Here is a 15357-nt window from a genome sequence, read left to right as displayed (position 1 = left end):
TGAAAACATGTCGCAGAGCTTTGCAGCCTTCCTCTATCTCGTGTCCGGCGTGCTGTTCATCATGGCGCTCCGGGGTCTTTCCCACCCGACCACCAGCCGCAAGGGCAATGTCTACGGCATGGTCGGCATGGGTATCGCCATCGTCACCACGCTGCTGCTTGCCACGCCCACATTCGGCGGCTTCATCCTGATCGTGCTGGCGCTCAGCATCGGCGGCGGGGCAGGGGCCTATATCGCCCGCACCATTCCGATGACGGCGATGCCGCAGCTCGTCGCCGGTTTCCATTCGCTGGTCGGTTTTGCCGCGGTGATGGTGGCGGCCGCAGCGCTCTATGCGCCGGATTCCTTCGGCATCGGCGCGATCGGCCATATCCATGGCCAGGCGCTGATCGAACTGGCGCTCGGGGCGGCGATCGGCGCGATCACCTTCACCGGTTCCGTCATCGCCTTCCTGAAGCTCGACGGGCGGATGTCCGGCAAGCCGATCATGCTGCCCTACCGGCACTTCATCAATATCGGCCTCCTGGTTCTCATCGTCGTTTTCATCTTCGGCTTGGTGCAGACCGAAAGCCATTTCGATTTCTGGCTGGTCGTCGTGCTGGCGCTGGCGCTCGGCGTGCTGCTGATCGTGCCGATCGGCGGCGCCGACATGCCGGTCGTCGTGTCGATGCTGAACTCCTATTCCGGCTGGGCCGCCGCCGGCATCGGCTTCACGCTCGGCAACCTGGCGCTGATCATCACGGGCGCGCTGGTCGGATCGTCCGGTGCGATCCTTTCCTACATCATGTGCAAGGGCATGAACCGCTCCTTCATCTCGGTCATTCTGGGCGGCTTCGGCGGCGAGACGGCTGCCGCCGGCGCTGACGACGGCGTTCAGCGGACCGTCAAGCAGGGTTCCGCCGACGACGCGGCGTTCCTGATGCAGAACGCCGAGAAGGTGATCATCGTGCCGGGTTACGGCATGGCCGTCGCACAGGCGCAGCATGCCCTGCGTGAGCTTGCCGATACGCTGAAAAGCCATGGCGTCGAGGTCAAATATGCGATCCATCCGGTCGCCGGCCGCATGCCGGGCCATATGAACGTGCTGCTCGCCGAAGCCAACGTGCCCTATGACGAGGTCTTCGAACTCGAAGACATCAACGCCGAATTCGCGCAGGCCGACGTCGCCTACGTCATCGGCGCCAACGACGTCACCAACCCTGCGGCCCGCGACGACAAGACCTCGCCGATCTACGGCATGCCGATCCTCGACGTCGACAAGGCCAAGACCTGCCTGTTCGTCAAGCGCTCGCTCGGTTCGGGCTATGCCGGCATCGACAACACGCTGTTCTACAAGGACGGCACGATGATGCTGCTCGGCGACGCCAAGAAGATGACCGAGGACATCGTCAAGGCGATGAAGCACTGACTAGTGACTGGAAGCCCGGCAGTGCCGGGCTTTTTTGTGAAGACGGATTGTGCGAGATTGGAAGGGAGCAGGAGGCCAAGATGGCAGACATAACGGTATCTCTTCCAGACGCAGCGAAGGACTGGATCGAAGATCAGGTTCGCAATGGCAGATTTGCGAACGCGGGTGAGTTCGTCAGCGAACTTGTGATGCGTGAACGCATCCATCAAGGCGAGGAGCTTTCACTGGATGAGATGCGCCAGCTCGTGACGGCCTCGCGCGAAAGCGGAACAAGCCCGCGCAGCGTCGAAGAAATCTTCGCGGAGGCGGAGAAAGTGGTGGCTCGTCGGAAGGCTAAGCGTGTCTGAATACACGCTGACGCGTCGGGCGGATAAGGATCTGCTCGATATTTTCGTGTTTGGCCTGGAAACGTTTGGCCGCCTCCAGGCGCTGAAATATACCGATGAATTTCGGCATTGCTTTGGACTTCTCGCTGAAAATCCCGGGATGGGACGTCCTTTTGCTTCGCTTGGCGCGGGAGTTCGCCGGCAATGAGGATCAAAGTCACGTCATCCTCTACGAAATAACCGACTTTGGGATTCGCGTACTTGGGGTCGTTCACAAGCGCAATGCACGTCGATTGACGGCCCACTGATGGCTTTTTGTTAAGCCGGACCGCGTGACATTGGAAGCGAGCAGGAAGCTAGAATGGCGAGGATTTACGATCGGAACTGGGCTTGCGAAGAGCAGTCGCAACGGGAATCGCAACGGCCTGCCTCTCAAGCTGTTCGTGAACAGGCCTTGAGACAATTGGAAAAATTCCGTGGCCGGCTTCCTGACGATTTTGTCTTCGACCGGGATGACGCGAATTGCCGGTAATTTTTCGAGCATGACCATCCCCACCAGGCACCCTTACGATTTCGATCCCACCTACGGCATGGGGCTGAAACAGCTTCAGGCCGTGGTGCCGCCGCAGGCGCCGGATGGGTTCGATACGTTCTGGAAGGATCGCTACCGGCGGGCGATGACCGTGGACCCGGAGCCGGGCCTCAGGAAGAGCGGGATCGACCATCCGAAATGGCATGTCTTCGACATCGCCTACATGTCGACCGGCCGGTTTCCGATCGGCGGCTGGCTGCTTTTACCGCGGCAGGGGGAGATCAGGCGCGGCCTGGTCGTCGGCCATGGATATGGGGGGCGCGACGCGCCGGATCTCGACATTCCGGTCGAGGAGACCGCCGTCCTTTTTCCCTGTTTCCGCGGCATGTCGCGCAGCACCCGTCCGCCGATCTCGCCCGACGCCCATTGGCATGTGCTGCACGACATCGACAAGCCGGACCGCTACATCATCGGCGGTTGCGTCGATGACCTGTGGATCGCGGTCAGCATGCTGGTCGCCCTTTATCCCTGGCTGTCCGGCCATATCGGTTATAGCGGCATCAGCTTCGGCGGCGGGATCGGCGGTCTTGCCGTCCCCTTCGACAACCGCATCGACCGAGGGCATCTGTCGCTGCCGACCTTCGGGCACCAGGAGTTGCGGCTGAAGCTGAAAAGCATCGGCAGCGCGGCTTCCGTCCAGGCCTATCAGGCGAAATACGGCAATGCCTTGAAGACGCTGCGCCTGCATGATTCGGCGGTGGCGGCGAGCCGCATTGCGGTGCCGATGCTGATGAGCGTGGCGCTGTTCGATCCTGCGGTCGCGCCGCCCTGTCAGTTCGCGGTGGCCAACGCACTCCCGAAATCAAAATTTAACGAAAACTTCATCCTCGATGCCGGACATTTCGACTATCCTGAATGTGCGTCGCAAGAAGCGGCCCTTCGCGACAGGGTCGGACAGTTCTTCAAGGTGTCATGAACCGCGAATATCTGCGCTGGTACAGCCAGCGGCTCCATCGAGACATGGAACTCCTGGTGTTCGGCCATGCCGGCGCCAAGGTGCTGATGTTCCCGACCCGGGAAGGACGTTTCTGGGAATATGAAGAGCTTGGCGTCGTCGCGAGCCTTGCCGACAAGATCCGGGCCGGCCAGCTACAGCTCTATTGCGTCGACGGGCTGGCGGCCGAGACCTTCTACGACAGCCGGCAGCATCCCTCGGTGCGGATCCGCCGGCACGCCGCCTTCGAGGATTATATCCTCAACGAGGTCCTGCCGCTGATGGCCAACCGGAACGGACATGACTGCACGATCGTGCAGGGTTGCAGCCTCGGGGCCTTCCAGGCGGCCAGCATCGTTTTTCGTCACCCGCACCTGTTCCGCAAGCTCGTCGCGTTTTCGGGGCGTTACGACCTGACGCTGAAGGTCGAGGCATTCGGCGACCTGCTGGATGGCTACTACGACGATGCCGTCTATTTCCACACTCCGTCGCATTTCCTGCCCGGCATCGGCAGCGGGTGGCAGCTTGAAAGGCTGCGGCAGGTGGAGATCGTGCTGACGATCGGCGACGCCGACCCGTTTCTCGACAACAACCAGCATCTCAGCCGGGTTCTGTCCGAAAAAGGTGTAGGGCACCACATGCATGTCTGGAACGGTCGCGCCCACCGGGCAGGCGCCTGGCGCAAGATGGCGGCGCTTTATATCTGAGGCCGGGCGGAAATCAGCTCGGCCGACAGGCGGGGATATCAGCTGCTGGCGCGGGTGCGGGATGCGCCGTCCTGGGCCGGCTTGTAGTTCGGGTCGAGACGCATGGCGTGCGAATAGGACTTGTAGGCACGCGCCTTGTCGCCGCGGCGCTCATAGACCAGGGCCTGGTTCGCCCAGGATTCGGCGAGCTTGTCGTTGAGCTCGATCGCCCGGTTGAAGTCGGCAAACGCGTTGTCGTCGTCGTTCAGGGCGACGTAGGAAATGCCCCGGCCGTTATAGGGTTCCGGCGAATTCGCCGACAGCGAGATGGCTTTCGAGAAGTCTTCGATCGCCTGGGCGTGCTGGCCGCGCAGCTGATAGATCAGGCCGCGGTTGTGCCAGGCGCGGCCATCGGTGGTCTCGAGCTGGATCGCCTTGTTGAAGTCGTTGAAGGCTTCGTTGGTGCGACCGGCCTGGCGATAGATATTGCCGCGGCCGATATAGGCGACGTCGTAGTTCGGATTGATCTGGAGCGAGCGGTTGTAGTCGTTCGCCGCTTCGACGGGCTTGCCCATGTTGCGGTAGACCAGCGCCCGGTTGGCATAGGCCTGGTAGAACTGCGGATTGAGCTGGATGGCGCGATTGAAGTCTTCCAGGGCCCGCGAAAACTCGCCGGCGCGTCCATAGGCCGTACCACGGACGTTGTAGCCTTCCGGATCCTGCGGGCTGGAACTGATGACGGAAGACAGCGAGGCGATATTTTCCTGCGACCCCTGGGCGCGATCGACGGTGATCATGTCGGTCGAGGTGGTGGTCGAGCAGCCGGCGAGCGCCAGAAGGGCAATCAGCCCGGCTGGCAAAGCTGTTTTGCGACGGACGGAAGAAACATGGTTCAAGAGGCCGGAAATTTCGGTTCCACGAAAGAGAACGGGATTTTTGGCGGCCATCAGGCGCATTTCCTCATGTCGGGGCAAAGGCATTGGAAGTCTCGGACCAAATCAAAAGAGCGGCGGCGCCCATGTCGCCACCGCCCTGAAAGCACATGAAAACGTCCAAAAAACGGCCGATCAACGAGCCGGACGTGCTGGAACCGTGCGAGCCGGAGCTGCAATCAGGCCTTCGCGCTGCATGCGCTTGCGGGCCAGCTTGCGAACGCGACGAACAGCCTCTGCCTTTTCACGGGCACGCTTCTGCGACGGCTTCTCGTAATAATCGCGCATCTTCATTTCACGGAAAATGCCTTCGCGCTGCATCTTCTTCTTGAGAGCGCGGAGCGCCTGGTCGACGTTGTTGTCGCGGACTAGTACCTGCACGTGAATCCCGTTCCTTTGGTTTGTTGCTCGCCTGGATCGGTACGATTCGAGGCGAAAGAATAACGTCCGCTCGGCCTGAAGCCGTGCGATTGATGACGGCAGATAGCAGAAGAGATGGGTGAAGTCCAGACGCATTAAGCTTGATTGCGCCAATTCGGCGGCCTTTTGCGGGAGATGCAGGTGTGAAAGCCCGCCGCGGTGCGTGATCGGAATGCCGGCCGATCCGGAAGCAAGCGATCCGATGGTGATCAGGGCCGGTTTTGCCAGCCCTCGGCCGGGCGCCGGAGCTTCCGACACCGCGGTCGGGTATCGTCTAACTGGCGGACGATCTTGCCCGTGTCGATGGAGAAGGCGAATGCGTCGCAATAGAGCCATTGCGACGCATATTGATTTGCGATGGGTATGGCACTACCCAAATGCCGGCCCCCGCGATCGGGGCTGACGATCCGAGGAGTTCGAGGCGAGATGCGCAAATATTCGGTTTTCGCCGTGGCCCGCGAGGCGATGCGTGCCCACAAGGGCTGGGAAGCGCAATGGTCCTCGCCGGAGCCGCGCAGCGCATACGACGTGATCATCGTCGGAGCCGGCGGGCATGGCCTGGGGGCCGCCTATTACCTTGCCAAGGAGCACGGCATCACCAATGTCGCGGTGATCGAAAAGGGCTGGCTCGGCGGCGGCAATACCGGCCGCAACACGACGATCATCCGCTCCAACTATCTCTACGAAGAGAGCATGGACATCTATGAGCATTCGCTGAAGCTCTGGGAGGGGCTGAGCCAGGATCTCAACTACAATGTCATGTACTCGCCGCGCGGCGTGATGATGCTGTCGCACAACACCCACGACATGCAGAGCTTCAAGCGGCATATCAACGCCAACCGGCTCTACGGCATCGACAACGAATGGCTGACGCCGGAGCAGGCCAAGGCCTATGTGCCGGTTCTCGATATTGCCAAGACGGCGCGTTACCCGATCAACGGCGCGGCGCTGCAGCGGCGCGGCGGCACCGCCCGCCACGATGCGGTCGCCTGGGGTTATGCGCGCGCAGCGTCCGACCGCGGCGTGCACATCATCCAGAACTGCGAAGTGACCGGCATCCGGCGTGGGCCGAACGGCGAGGTCCTGGGCGTCGAGACGAGCAAGGGCTTCATCGGGGCGAAGAAGATCGGCGTTTCGGCCGCCGGGCATTCGTCCGTGGTGATGGAGATGGCGGGCGTGCGCGTGCCGCTGCATTCAACTCCGCTGCAGGCGCTGGTCTCGGAACCGCTCAAGCCGATCTTCCCCTGCGTCGTCATGTCGAACACGGTGCATGCCTATATCTCGCAGTCGGACAAGGGCGAACTCGTCATCGGTGCCGGAACCGACCAGTACAATTCCTATTCCCAGACGGGCGGGCTGCAGATCATCACCCACACGCTCGACGCGATCTGCGAACTTTTCCCGATGTTCCGGCGGGTGAAGATGATGCGCCAGTGGGGCGGCATCACCGACAATACGCCGGACCGCTCGCCGATCCAGGGCGTGACACCGGTGCCGGGCCTGTTCGTCAATTGCGGCTGGGGAACCGGCGGCTTCAAGGCGACACCGGGTTCGGCCAATCTTTTCGCGCATCTGATCGCCAGGGGCGAACCGCACCGGCTGGCTTCGGGGCTGACGCTCGACCGGTTCCGCACCGGGCGGCTGATCGACGAGGCGGCAGCGGCTGCGGTGGCGCATTGAGGGGGCGGGGGATGATTGATACCAATTGTTGCCTTCGTGGGCAGGATTTTCGCAATTGGGACGACGGGCGGCGCGGCATGCCTAACCCTCCCCCTTGTGGGGAGGGTGGCCGGCAGGCGGGAGGGGTTTTGCGTGGAGCGAAGACCCCTCCCCAACCCCTCCCCACAAGGGGGAGGGGCTCCACGCGCCTTCGCTCGCCTTCATCCTTCCAACGCCGGAGCCCCGCATGCTGCTGATCCATTGCCCCTATTGCGAGGAAGATCGCTCCGAGCTCGAGTTCCGCTGGGCCGGCGAGGCGCATATTGCGCGGCCGGAGAATATCGCAGCGATTTCCGACGAGGAATTCGCGGAATATTTCTTTCTGCGCAACAACGAAAAAGGCCTCACCTATGAACGCTGGCGGCATATCCATGGCTGCGGCCGGTTCTTCAACGCGGCGCGCGACACGGTGAGCGACCGATTCCTGACGACCTACAAGGCGGGAATGCCGAAACAGGCGCTGCCGGAAACGGGTGCGTCCGAAAAGACCGTCGAGACCTATGAAGCAACCGAGGGAGACGCACGATGAGCGCATCCTCCAATTCCGGCGCCTTCCGCATCAAGGGTGCGGGCCGGCTGACGCCCGCCCGCACGGCGCGCTTCACTTTCGACGGCAAGAGTTTTACCGCGCTGGAGGGTGATACGGTGGCCTCGGCGCTTCTGGCGCATGGCGTGCATCTCGTTGGCCGCTCGTTCAAATATCATCGGCCGCGCGGCATTCTCTCCGCCGGGGCGGAAGAGCCGAATGCGCTGATCGACGTCTCGCGCGATGCGGCGCGGCGTCAGCCGAACGTGCGGGCGACCGTGCAGGAAGTGTTCGACGGCGCCAAGATCGCCTCGCAGAATCGCTGGCCGTCGCTGAAATTCGATGTCGGGGCGATCAACAATCTGTTCTCGCCGTTCTTTGCAGCCGGTTTCTACTACAAGACCTTCATGTGGCCGCGGGAAGCCTGGGTGAAGATCTACGAACCCTTCATCCGCCGTGCGGCCGGCCTCGGCGTCGCGCCGACGGAAGAAGATCCGGATCACTATGCAAACCGCTATGCCCATTGCGACGTGCTGATCGCCGGCGCCGGCGTTGCCGGCCTGACGGCGGCGCTTTCTGCGGCGGCGACGGGGCAAAGCGTTTTCCTCGTCGATGAACAGCCGGAAGTCGGCGGCGCGCTGCACTACGATGCCGCGACCACGATCGACGGGCAGGACGGTTACGACTGGGCGCAGGCGGCGGCCGCGAAGCTCAAGGCGATGCCGAACGTGACGGTGCTGACCCGCACGACGGTGTTCGGTTATTACAATCACGGTTTCCTCGGCCTCGTGGAACGGGTGACCGACCATGTCGCGAAGCCTGGCAAGGATCTGCCGCGCGAACGGCTGTGGCAGGTGCGGGCGAAAAAGGTGGTGCTGGCGACCGGCTCCATCGAGCGGCACATGGTGTTTGCCAACAATGACCGGCCCGGCATCATGCTGGCGTCTGCGGCACGCACCTTCCTCAACCATCACGGTGTCGCGGTCGGCAGGCATGTCGGCGTCTATACGGCACACGATTCGGCCTATGAGGCGGCCTTCGACCTGAAGCGGGCCGGCGTCTCGATCGCGGCGATCGTCGACAGTCGCGCGGATCCCAGCGAGGCGCTGCTGGCGGAAGCCCGGGCGCTCGGCATCTCGGTGCTGAGCGGCCATGCGGTGACCGATACCGGCGGGCGACTGCGGGTCTCGTCGATGACCGTGGCGCGCAATGGCGGCGGCGATGCCCGCAAGATCGCGGTCGATGCGCTGATCGTTTCGGCCGGCTGGACGCCTTCGGTGCATCTCTTCTCGCAGTCGCGCGGGAAATTGCGGTTCGACGATGTCAACCAGCGTTTCCTGCCGGATATCTATGCGCAGGATTGTGTTTCGGTCGGAGGCTGCAACGGTACCGACGACCTGGCCGAACTGATCGACGAGGCGATTGCGGCAGGCGGCGGTTCTTTGGCGCTTGCGGGTGAAAACCGGTTCGCATGGACGGGCGGCATGATCGGCGCCGCGGAAGGAGCAGGGCCGGATACGACGGTGAAGGCCTTCGTCGATTTCCAGCATGACGTGACCGCCAAGGACATCCGCCTTGCGGTGCGTGAAGGCATGCATTCGATCGAGCATATCAAGCGCTTCACCACCAACGGCATGGCGTCCGACCAGGGCAAGCTTTCCAACATGCACGGGCTCGCCATCGCCGCCGAAATGCTCGACCGGCCGATCCCGAAGGTGGGGCTGACGACGTTCCGCGCGCCCTATACGCCGGTCACCTACGGCACGCTGGTCGGCCATTCGCGCGGGGAACTTTTCGATCCGGCGCGCAAGACGCCGATGCATGCGCTCGAAGCCGCAGAAGGCGCCGAGTTCGAGGATGTCGGCAACTGGAAGCGCGCCTGGTATTATCCGAAGCGCGGCGAGGATATGCTGGCCGCCGTCAATCGCGAGTGCCGCACGGTGCGCGAGGTGGCGGGCGTGTTCAACGGTTCGACGCTCGGCAAGATCGAGGTGGTCGGGCCGGACGCCGCGGAGTTCCTCAACCTCCTCTATACGAATGCGTGGGGCAGCCTGAAGCCCGGCAAGAGCCGCTACGGCATCATGACCCGCGAGGACGGTTTCGTTTATGACGATGGCGTCGTCGGGCGGCTTGCCGAAGACCGCTTCCATGTGACGACCACGACCGGCGGCGCGCCGCGCGTGCTGCATCATATGGAGGACTATCTGCAGACGGAATTCCCGCATCTTCGGGTGTGGCTGACCTCGACCACCGAGCAATGGGCGGTCATCGCCGTGCAGGGGCCGAAGGCGCGCGAGATCATCCAGCCGTTCGTCGAGGGTGTGGATATTTCCAACGAGGCCTTCCCGCATATGAGCGTGGCGGAATGTTCTGTCATGGGCGTGCCGGCGCGGCTGTTCCGTGTCTCGTTCACCGGTGAGCTCGGTTACGAAATCAACGTGCCGGCGGATTACGGCCCGGCTGTCTGGAAGGCGATCTGGGAGCGGGCCGAGCCCATGGGCGGCTGCCTTTATGGCACCGAGACCATGCACGTGCTGCGCGCCGAAAAGGGCTATATCATCGTCGGCCAGGATACCGACGGCACGGTGACGCCGCAAGATGCGGGGCTCGGCTGGGCGGTGTCTTCGAAGAAGCCGGATTTTGTCGGCATTCGCGGGCTGAAGCGTCCGGACCTGGTGCGTGAAAACCGCAAGCAGCTCGTCGGGCTGCTCACCAAGGACCCGGCTGTGGTGCTGGAGGAAGGCGGCCAGATCGTCGCCGATCCGAACCAGGCCAAGCCGATGACCATGCTCGGCCATGTGACGTCGGCCTACTGGTCGGAAAATTGCGGCCGCTCGATCGCGCTGGCGCTGGTTGCCGGCGGAAGGGCGCGGATCGGCGAGACGCTCCATGTGCCGCTGAAGGACAGGACGATCGAGGTGGAAGTGACCGACATGATATTCTTCGACAAGGATGGAGGCCGCATCAATGGTTGATTCCGGTTCAGATATCGCCGCCCGAACGCTTCCGCTTGCCGGATTCCATGGCGGCTCGTGGGCGGTCCGCCTCGAAACGGCCCCCCCCGCCGAGCGTATCTCGCTGCGTGTCCGAGCCGAGGATGTCGCAGCCCTTTCCGGCGCGCTGGGTGTCGATCTGCCCGTGAAGCCGAAGACCTCGGCTTATGCCAATGGCCGCACGGCGCTCTGGCTCGGCCCTGACGAATGGCTGGTGATCGCGGAAGAAAATGGCGGACTGATGCAGGCCGCCAGGAATTCAGGCGCGCTGCATTCGGCAGCCGACGTCTCCCACCGCAACACGGCGATCCTCGTTTCCGGCCCCGGCGCCGCGGCTGCAATCAATGCAGGCTGCCCGCAGGATCTGTCGCTGAAGGCTTTCCCGGTCGGAGCCTGCTCGCGGACCGTTCTCGGCAAGATCGAGATCGTGCTGTTGAGGACGGCGCAAGACGCCTTCCGGGTGGAGGTCTGGCGGTCGTTTTCGGACTACGCCTTCGGACTTCTGGCCGAGGGCGCCCAGGACGCTTCGGTATAAGACAATCGCCTAACTTGACTTGCGCGGCAGGAACCGCACTCTCCCATCAGACGGGGAGGATGTGATGGGACAATTTACACTGATGGCGTTTGTCGTCGCGGCGGCCGTGATCGGCGGGGCGATTGCGGCAAGGCTTGCCGGTATCGAGATCTGGAAGGGTGCGCTGGTCGGGGCCTGTGCATCGATCGCCGGAGTGATCGCCTCTTTTGTGCCGGGGGTCGATCGCAACCTCTCGATCCCTATCGCCGGCCTGATCGCGGCCGGCATTTCCGGCGCGGCTGTCGGCCTGACGCCGACCCGCACCGCCCACATCGCGATCGGCGCGGCTCTGCCGCCGCTCATCGGTTTCGTGCTGATGGAAATGGGGGCTTAGGCAGCGCGGATCACTCGCCGGGCTGGCGTTTCTTGTGCCTGCGGTCCAGATCCCATTCATGCAGGCGCATGGCGATGTAAGCGATCAGGACGATGACCGCCGGCAAAACCACGGAATAATAAAACCAGAAGTCCATCAGGCCAATCTCCTGAGTATTGAAGACTGCAAGGTTATAGACATATCCGTCTGCCCGATCTCGGCCGGGTTCAGTCGCTCAAATCTCCCAGCCCTTCCATTTCACCCAGCGGCCATGCGGATCGACGCGGGCGAGCTCGCGGGTCTCGCCGGTCGGCCAGATCTGGAGGCTGAGCGACGCGCTGTTCGGGTTGTCGTCCATTTCCATCTGCAGGCGGGCAAGCGGGGCTTCGGCGGTGGCGCGCTCGCCGGCTTCGGCGATGATCGATTCGCCCAGCATGCGGGCTGCCGGCGGCAGGTATTGCCACGCGATCGAATGGAAGACGACATGCACGGTGCCGGGCTGCAGCGTCTTCAGGCGTTCGTCGCGCAGCCAGGCCAGCGCATCGCCCTTTTCAACCGGCGCCTTGTGCTGCCTGGCGATATCGAGAGCGGCGCGGGTGCGGACCACGCGGTCGGTCTGGTCGGCCCAGAGATAGGATAGAAGCCGCAGGCTGTCTTGCGGCGAGTGCGGGTCGAGGGGATTGAGATCGCAGCCGGCGCGGTCCCGCACGGTGATTGCAGCCCGAGGCGGTGGCGGACCTTCCCAATCCGGCGTGAGCTCTACGGGAGAGGAGGGGTCGCCCCAGAGAAAGCCGCCGAGATCGTAACGATAGCGGTCCCAGTTGAGGTTGAGGCCCATGCTGGCGCCAAATTCCGAAAGGATCAGGGGCTTGCCCAGCAGTTCGGCCACGGTGAGAAAACCGGCAAGCAGCGCGCTGGAGCGGCGCACCTCGTTGGTCTGCGGCGCGAAATCCAGCCGTTCCAGAATGAAGGTCTCGTGCGTCTCGAGAGCTTGAAGGATCGCCGCCCAAAGCGCATCGTCGGTGACGTTATTCGGCGGATAGGCCGCCTTGAGGTTATCGTCCTTGCCGTCGATGACCAAAGCATGCAAGGCACCGGCGAGGCGGGTCGGCACGATATCGCCGCGGGTGCTCGGATCGCCTTCCCAGCTCAGGATGCGCCGGCCGACCGCGGTGGAGCGGTCGAGACGCGCCAGCATCAGCCTGCCGAGGCGGCTGGTGAACGGTGAGCCCAGAAGTTCGCCGGCGACCACCTGCTCCCTGAACGCCTGCCTGATTTCGTTTTCGGACGCCATGACGGGTCACACTCCTTCCGGTCGGTCCTTCGGATCGAACTGGACGATGGTGATCCAGATGGCCGTGAGCGCCGGTTTCTTCTCGTTCTCGATCTCGATCGAGATGTCGTAGGTGGTCATCAGCATGCCGGCGCCGCGGAAGCGGGTTTCGGCCAGCGTGAAATGTCCGCGGATGCGGCTGCCGCTCCTGACCGGCGACATGAAGCGGATGCGGTCGAAACCGTAATTGATGCCCATCGTCTGTTCGCGAATCCTCGGCACGCAGTCGAAGTTCATGGCGGACAGCAGCGACAGCGTCAGGAAACCGTGGGCGATGGTGCCGCCGAAAGGGCTTTCGGCAAGTGCCCGCTCCGGATCGACATGGATGAACTGGTGGTCGTGGGTGGCCTTGGCGAAGAGGTCGATCATCGGCTGATCCACCGTGAGCCAATCCGATACGCCGACCTCCGTGCCAACCAAACCTTCGACCTCGGTTAGCGAAATTTCACGCATGCGACCTCACTGATTTCTTCCGGAAAGCTGGCGTACTCCCGGGCGGAACCGCCTGGCACTTTCCCGGAACCGTTCTGATGGCTGGCGGACTTTACAGGGTTTGCCTCGGTTGGCGAGCGATTTTTGCAGCGCATCATTCCTCGATGCAGAAACGCACCGAGCGGGCGGGAAGCACCTGATTCCACAGCTCGCGGGAGGCGAAATGTTTCCATCCCCAGCCGGGAAGCGCGAAGCTGGCCTGCTCGTGGCCGCGGTTGAAGAGGATGGCGATGCGGGTGTCCCTGCCGGTCTGTCGGTCGAGCGTTTTCAACACCATGCCGAGCACTGGATTGTCGGGATTTTCCCAGTCGCCGACCTCCATGGGCTTTCCGGAGGCGGACAGCCATTCGACATCGCCGTTGCCGGCGAACAAGGACGTCTCCGAAAAGACCGCGAAGCGCTTTCGAAGCGCGGCGAGCATGGCGGTGTGTTCGATCAGCGCCTTGTCGATGCCGCTCCAGTTGAACCAGGTGATGGCATTGTCCTGGCAATAGGCATTGTTGTTGCCGCGCTGGCTGCGTCCGGCTTCGTCGCCCATCGTCAGCATGACGGTGCCGCGGCTGGCGAACAGGGTGGAGATGAGGGCCGCGACATCGCGGCGGCGGTTCTCCTTGACGGCCGGATCGTCGGTTTCGCCTTCGACGCCATTGTTCCAGGAAAAATTCTCGCCATGGCCGTCGCGGTTTTCTTCGCCGTTCGCTTCGTTGTGCTTGTGCTCGTTGGAGACGAGATCCATCAGCGTGAAGCCGTCATGGGCGGCGAGGAAGTTGACGCTTCGCGTGCGGCCGGATTTCTCGAAGATGTCGGATGAGCCCGCAAGCCGTGTTGCGAGCGCGCCGGTCGTCCACTGGTCGCCGCGCCAGTAGCGGCGCATGTCGTCGCGGGCGCGGTCGTTCCATTCGAGGAAGGGTTCCGGGAAATTGCCGAGCTGATAGCCGCCGGGGCCGATGTCCCAGGGTTCGGCGATCAGGATGCGGTCCTTCAGCGCCTCGTCCGATATCATCGCCTTCAGGGTCTCGCCCTTGGCGTCGAAACCTTCGGCGGTGCGGCCGATGACGGGGGCGAGGTCGAAGCGGAAGCCGTCGATGCCGGCATGCACGACGAAATGCCGGAGCGTGTCGATGATCAGCCGGCGAACGTAAGGGTGATCGCAGGCGACCGTGTTGCCGGTGCCGGTATCGTTGACGAGGTGGCCGGGCTCGCCGGGCACGTGGCGATAGTAGCAGCGGTTGTCGAGGCCGCGCATGGACAGCGTAGCGCCAAACCGGTCGCTTTCGCCGGTGTGGTTGAAGACGAGATCGAGGATGGTGCCGATTCCGGCCTGGTGCAGCGTCGCGACGGTCTCCCGCAGTTCCCTGATGCCGCCGGGGCAGAGGCGCGGATCGAGCGCCATGAAGGCGACCGGATTGTAGCCCCAGCCGTTGGTGAGGCCGAGTGGAGGAAGGTGGCGTTCGTCGATCCAGGCGGTGATCGGCATCAGCTCGATCGCATCGACGCCGATCTTCTTGAGGTGCGCGATGATCGAGGGATGGGCGAGGGCTGACACCGTACCGCGCTGTTTCTCGGGGATCGCCGGGTGCAGCATGGTGAAGGGCTTGACCGCGACCTCGTAGACGAAGCCGCCTGGCGGCAGGATCGGCCGGCCGATCTTGGCGAGCGGGTCTCTGGTGACGACCGTCTTCGGCACGAGATCGGCGGTGTCGACGCCGAACATCGAGAGACGGGCGTCGTGTTTGAAGGGGCGGTCGAGTTCGCGGGCATAGGGGTCGACGAGCAGTTTCGACGAGTCGAACCAGGAGCCGTTGTCTGGATCGTAGGCGCCCCAGGCGCGGTAGCCGTAACGGGTGCCGGGGCCGAGCGCGGGGAGGGAGATGCGATGGATATCGTCGCGGCCGCGCACCAGGCGGTGGCGGGCGGTTTCCCGCTTTCCGTCAGCGTCGAAGAGGCAGAACTCGATACGTTCGGCATGGTGCGACCAGACTGCGAAATCGGCGCCGTCTGTGGTCAGGGTGACGCCGAGCTTCAGGTCAGAAGGTCTGGCCAATGGTGTTACCCCCCGTTTGTCCTGCCGTGCCTCTCCCCCTTGGGGGCGATGCTATCGCATTTGGG

16 protein-coding genes are annotated in these 15357 nt (G+C 63.3%); 10 read left to right on the top strand and 6 right to left on the bottom strand.

All coding sequences use genetic code 11. From position 1 onward, the window contains the following. The first annotated feature begins 7 nt into the window (after positions 1 to 7). The 5 genes from ACSQ8R_RS14665 to ACSQ8R_RS14645 all read left to right on the top strand — a co-directional run bounded on the left by ACSQ8R_RS14665 (position 8) and on the right by ACSQ8R_RS14645 (position 3967). The gene (locus tag ACSQ8R_RS14665; RefSeq protein WP_436254041.1) at positions 8 to 1408 is read left to right on the top strand and encodes an NAD(P)(+) transhydrogenase (Re/Si-specific) subunit beta; all 1401 of its coding nucleotides are present in this window, start codon (positions 8 to 10) and stop codon (positions 1406 to 1408) included. 80 nt (positions 1409 to 1488) lie between these two features. Further along, the gene (locus tag ACSQ8R_RS14660) at positions 1489 to 1755 is read left to right on the top strand and encodes a ribbon-helix-helix domain-containing protein (RefSeq protein ID WP_436254040.1); all 267 of its coding nucleotides are present in this window, start codon (positions 1489 to 1491) and stop codon (positions 1753 to 1755) included. After that, complete coding sequence (locus ACSQ8R_RS14655; RefSeq protein WP_436254039.1) at positions 1748 to 1942, top strand: type II toxin-antitoxin system RelE/ParE family toxin; 195 nt, start codon at positions 1748 to 1750, stop codon at positions 1940 to 1942. The genes ACSQ8R_RS14660 and ACSQ8R_RS14655 overlap by 8 nt, the downstream gene beginning before the upstream one ends. A gap of 334 nt (positions 1943 to 2276) precedes the next feature. Beyond that, positions 2277 to 3242: an acetylxylan esterase gene (locus ACSQ8R_RS14650; protein ID WP_436255479.1), complete on the top strand. Its 966-nt coding sequence runs from the start codon at positions 2277 to 2279 to the stop codon at positions 3240 to 3242. Then, a complete protein-coding gene (locus tag ACSQ8R_RS14645) occupies positions 3239 to 3967 on the top strand; it encodes an esterase family protein (RefSeq protein ID WP_436254038.1) in 729 nt (242 codons plus the stop codon). Before ACSQ8R_RS14650 ends, ACSQ8R_RS14645 begins: the two co-directional genes overlap by 4 nt. 38 nt (positions 3968 to 4005) lie before the next feature. On the opposite strand, the gene ACSQ8R_RS14640 is transcribed toward ACSQ8R_RS14645, so the two are convergent. Beyond that, positions 4006 to 4893: a tetratricopeptide repeat protein gene (locus ACSQ8R_RS14640; protein WP_436254037.1), complete on the bottom strand. Its 888-nt coding sequence runs from the start codon at positions 4891 to 4893 to the stop codon at positions 4006 to 4008. A gap of 120 nt (positions 4894 to 5013) precedes the next feature. Beyond that, positions 5014 to 5259: a 30S ribosomal protein S21 gene (rpsU, locus tag ACSQ8R_RS14635; protein ID WP_037077280.1), complete on the bottom strand. Its 246-nt coding sequence runs from the start codon at positions 5257 to 5259 to the stop codon at positions 5014 to 5016. A gap of 465 nt (positions 5260 to 5724) precedes the next feature. On the opposite strand from rpsU, the gene ACSQ8R_RS14630 reads away from it, so the two are divergent. The 5 genes from ACSQ8R_RS14630 to ACSQ8R_RS14610 all read left to right on the top strand — a co-directional run bounded on the left by ACSQ8R_RS14630 (position 5725) and on the right by ACSQ8R_RS14610 (position 11444). After that, positions 5725 to 6978: a sarcosine oxidase subunit beta family protein gene (locus tag ACSQ8R_RS14630; RefSeq protein ID WP_436254036.1), complete on the top strand. Its 1254-nt coding sequence runs from the start codon at positions 5725 to 5727 to the stop codon at positions 6976 to 6978. Between the two features lie 226 nt (positions 6979 to 7204). Further along, positions 7205 to 7546: a sarcosine oxidase subunit delta gene (locus tag ACSQ8R_RS14625; protein ID WP_436254035.1), complete on the top strand. Its 342-nt coding sequence runs from the start codon at positions 7205 to 7207 to the stop codon at positions 7544 to 7546. Continuing rightward, a complete protein-coding gene (locus tag ACSQ8R_RS14620; protein WP_436254034.1) occupies positions 7543 to 10518 on the top strand; it encodes a sarcosine oxidase subunit alpha in 2976 nt (991 codons plus the stop codon). Before ACSQ8R_RS14625 ends, ACSQ8R_RS14620 begins: the two co-directional genes overlap by 4 nt. Further along, entirely contained in the window at positions 10511 to 11071 is a 561-nt protein-coding gene (locus ACSQ8R_RS14615) for a sarcosine oxidase subunit gamma (RefSeq protein ID WP_436254033.1), read from the top strand. The genes ACSQ8R_RS14620 and ACSQ8R_RS14615 overlap by 8 nt, the downstream gene beginning before the upstream one ends. A 64-nt stretch (positions 11072 to 11135) precedes the next feature. Continuing rightward, the gene (locus ACSQ8R_RS14610; protein ID WP_436254032.1) at positions 11136 to 11444 is read left to right on the top strand and encodes a hypothetical protein; all 309 of its coding nucleotides are present in this window, start codon (positions 11136 to 11138) and stop codon (positions 11442 to 11444) included. 10 nt (positions 11445 to 11454) lie between these two features. Here the strand turns inward: ACSQ8R_RS14610 and ACSQ8R_RS14605 are convergent, their stop codons facing one another. The 4 genes from ACSQ8R_RS14605 to glgX all read right to left on the bottom strand — a co-directional run bounded on the left by ACSQ8R_RS14605 (position 11455) and on the right by glgX (position 15292). Next, a complete protein-coding gene (locus ACSQ8R_RS14605; protein ID WP_436254031.1) occupies positions 11455 to 11580 on the bottom strand; it encodes a hypothetical protein in 126 nt (41 codons plus the stop codon). Positions 11581 to 11658: 78 nt separating this feature from the next. Further along, positions 11659 to 12717 carry a DUF2332 domain-containing protein gene (locus ACSQ8R_RS14600; protein ID WP_436254030.1) on the bottom strand — a complete coding sequence of 353 codons (1059 nt, stop codon included), beginning with the start codon at positions 12715 to 12717 and terminating at the stop codon, positions 11659 to 11661. A 6-nt stretch (positions 12718 to 12723) separates the two neighbouring features. Next, the gene (locus tag ACSQ8R_RS14595; RefSeq protein ID WP_436254029.1) at positions 12724 to 13209 is read right to left on the bottom strand and encodes a MaoC family dehydratase; all 486 of its coding nucleotides are present in this window, start codon (positions 13207 to 13209) and stop codon (positions 12724 to 12726) included. A gap of 133 nt (positions 13210 to 13342) precedes the next feature. After that, positions 13343 to 15292, bottom strand: coding sequence for a glycogen debranching protein GlgX (gene glgX / locus ACSQ8R_RS14590; RefSeq protein ID WP_436254028.1), 1950 nt, complete (start codon positions 15290 to 15292; stop codon positions 13343 to 13345). Positions 15293 to 15357: the final 65 nt, after the last annotated feature.

It is taken from the genome of Neorhizobium sp. LjRoot104 (assembly GCF_964253725.1).
In the GTDB taxonomy this organism is placed as follows: domain Bacteria; phylum Pseudomonadota; class Alphaproteobacteria; order Rhizobiales; family Rhizobiaceae; genus Neorhizobium.
Note: the sequence above shows the minus strand (reverse complement) of the source record. Positions and strands in the feature narration are given on the sequence as shown.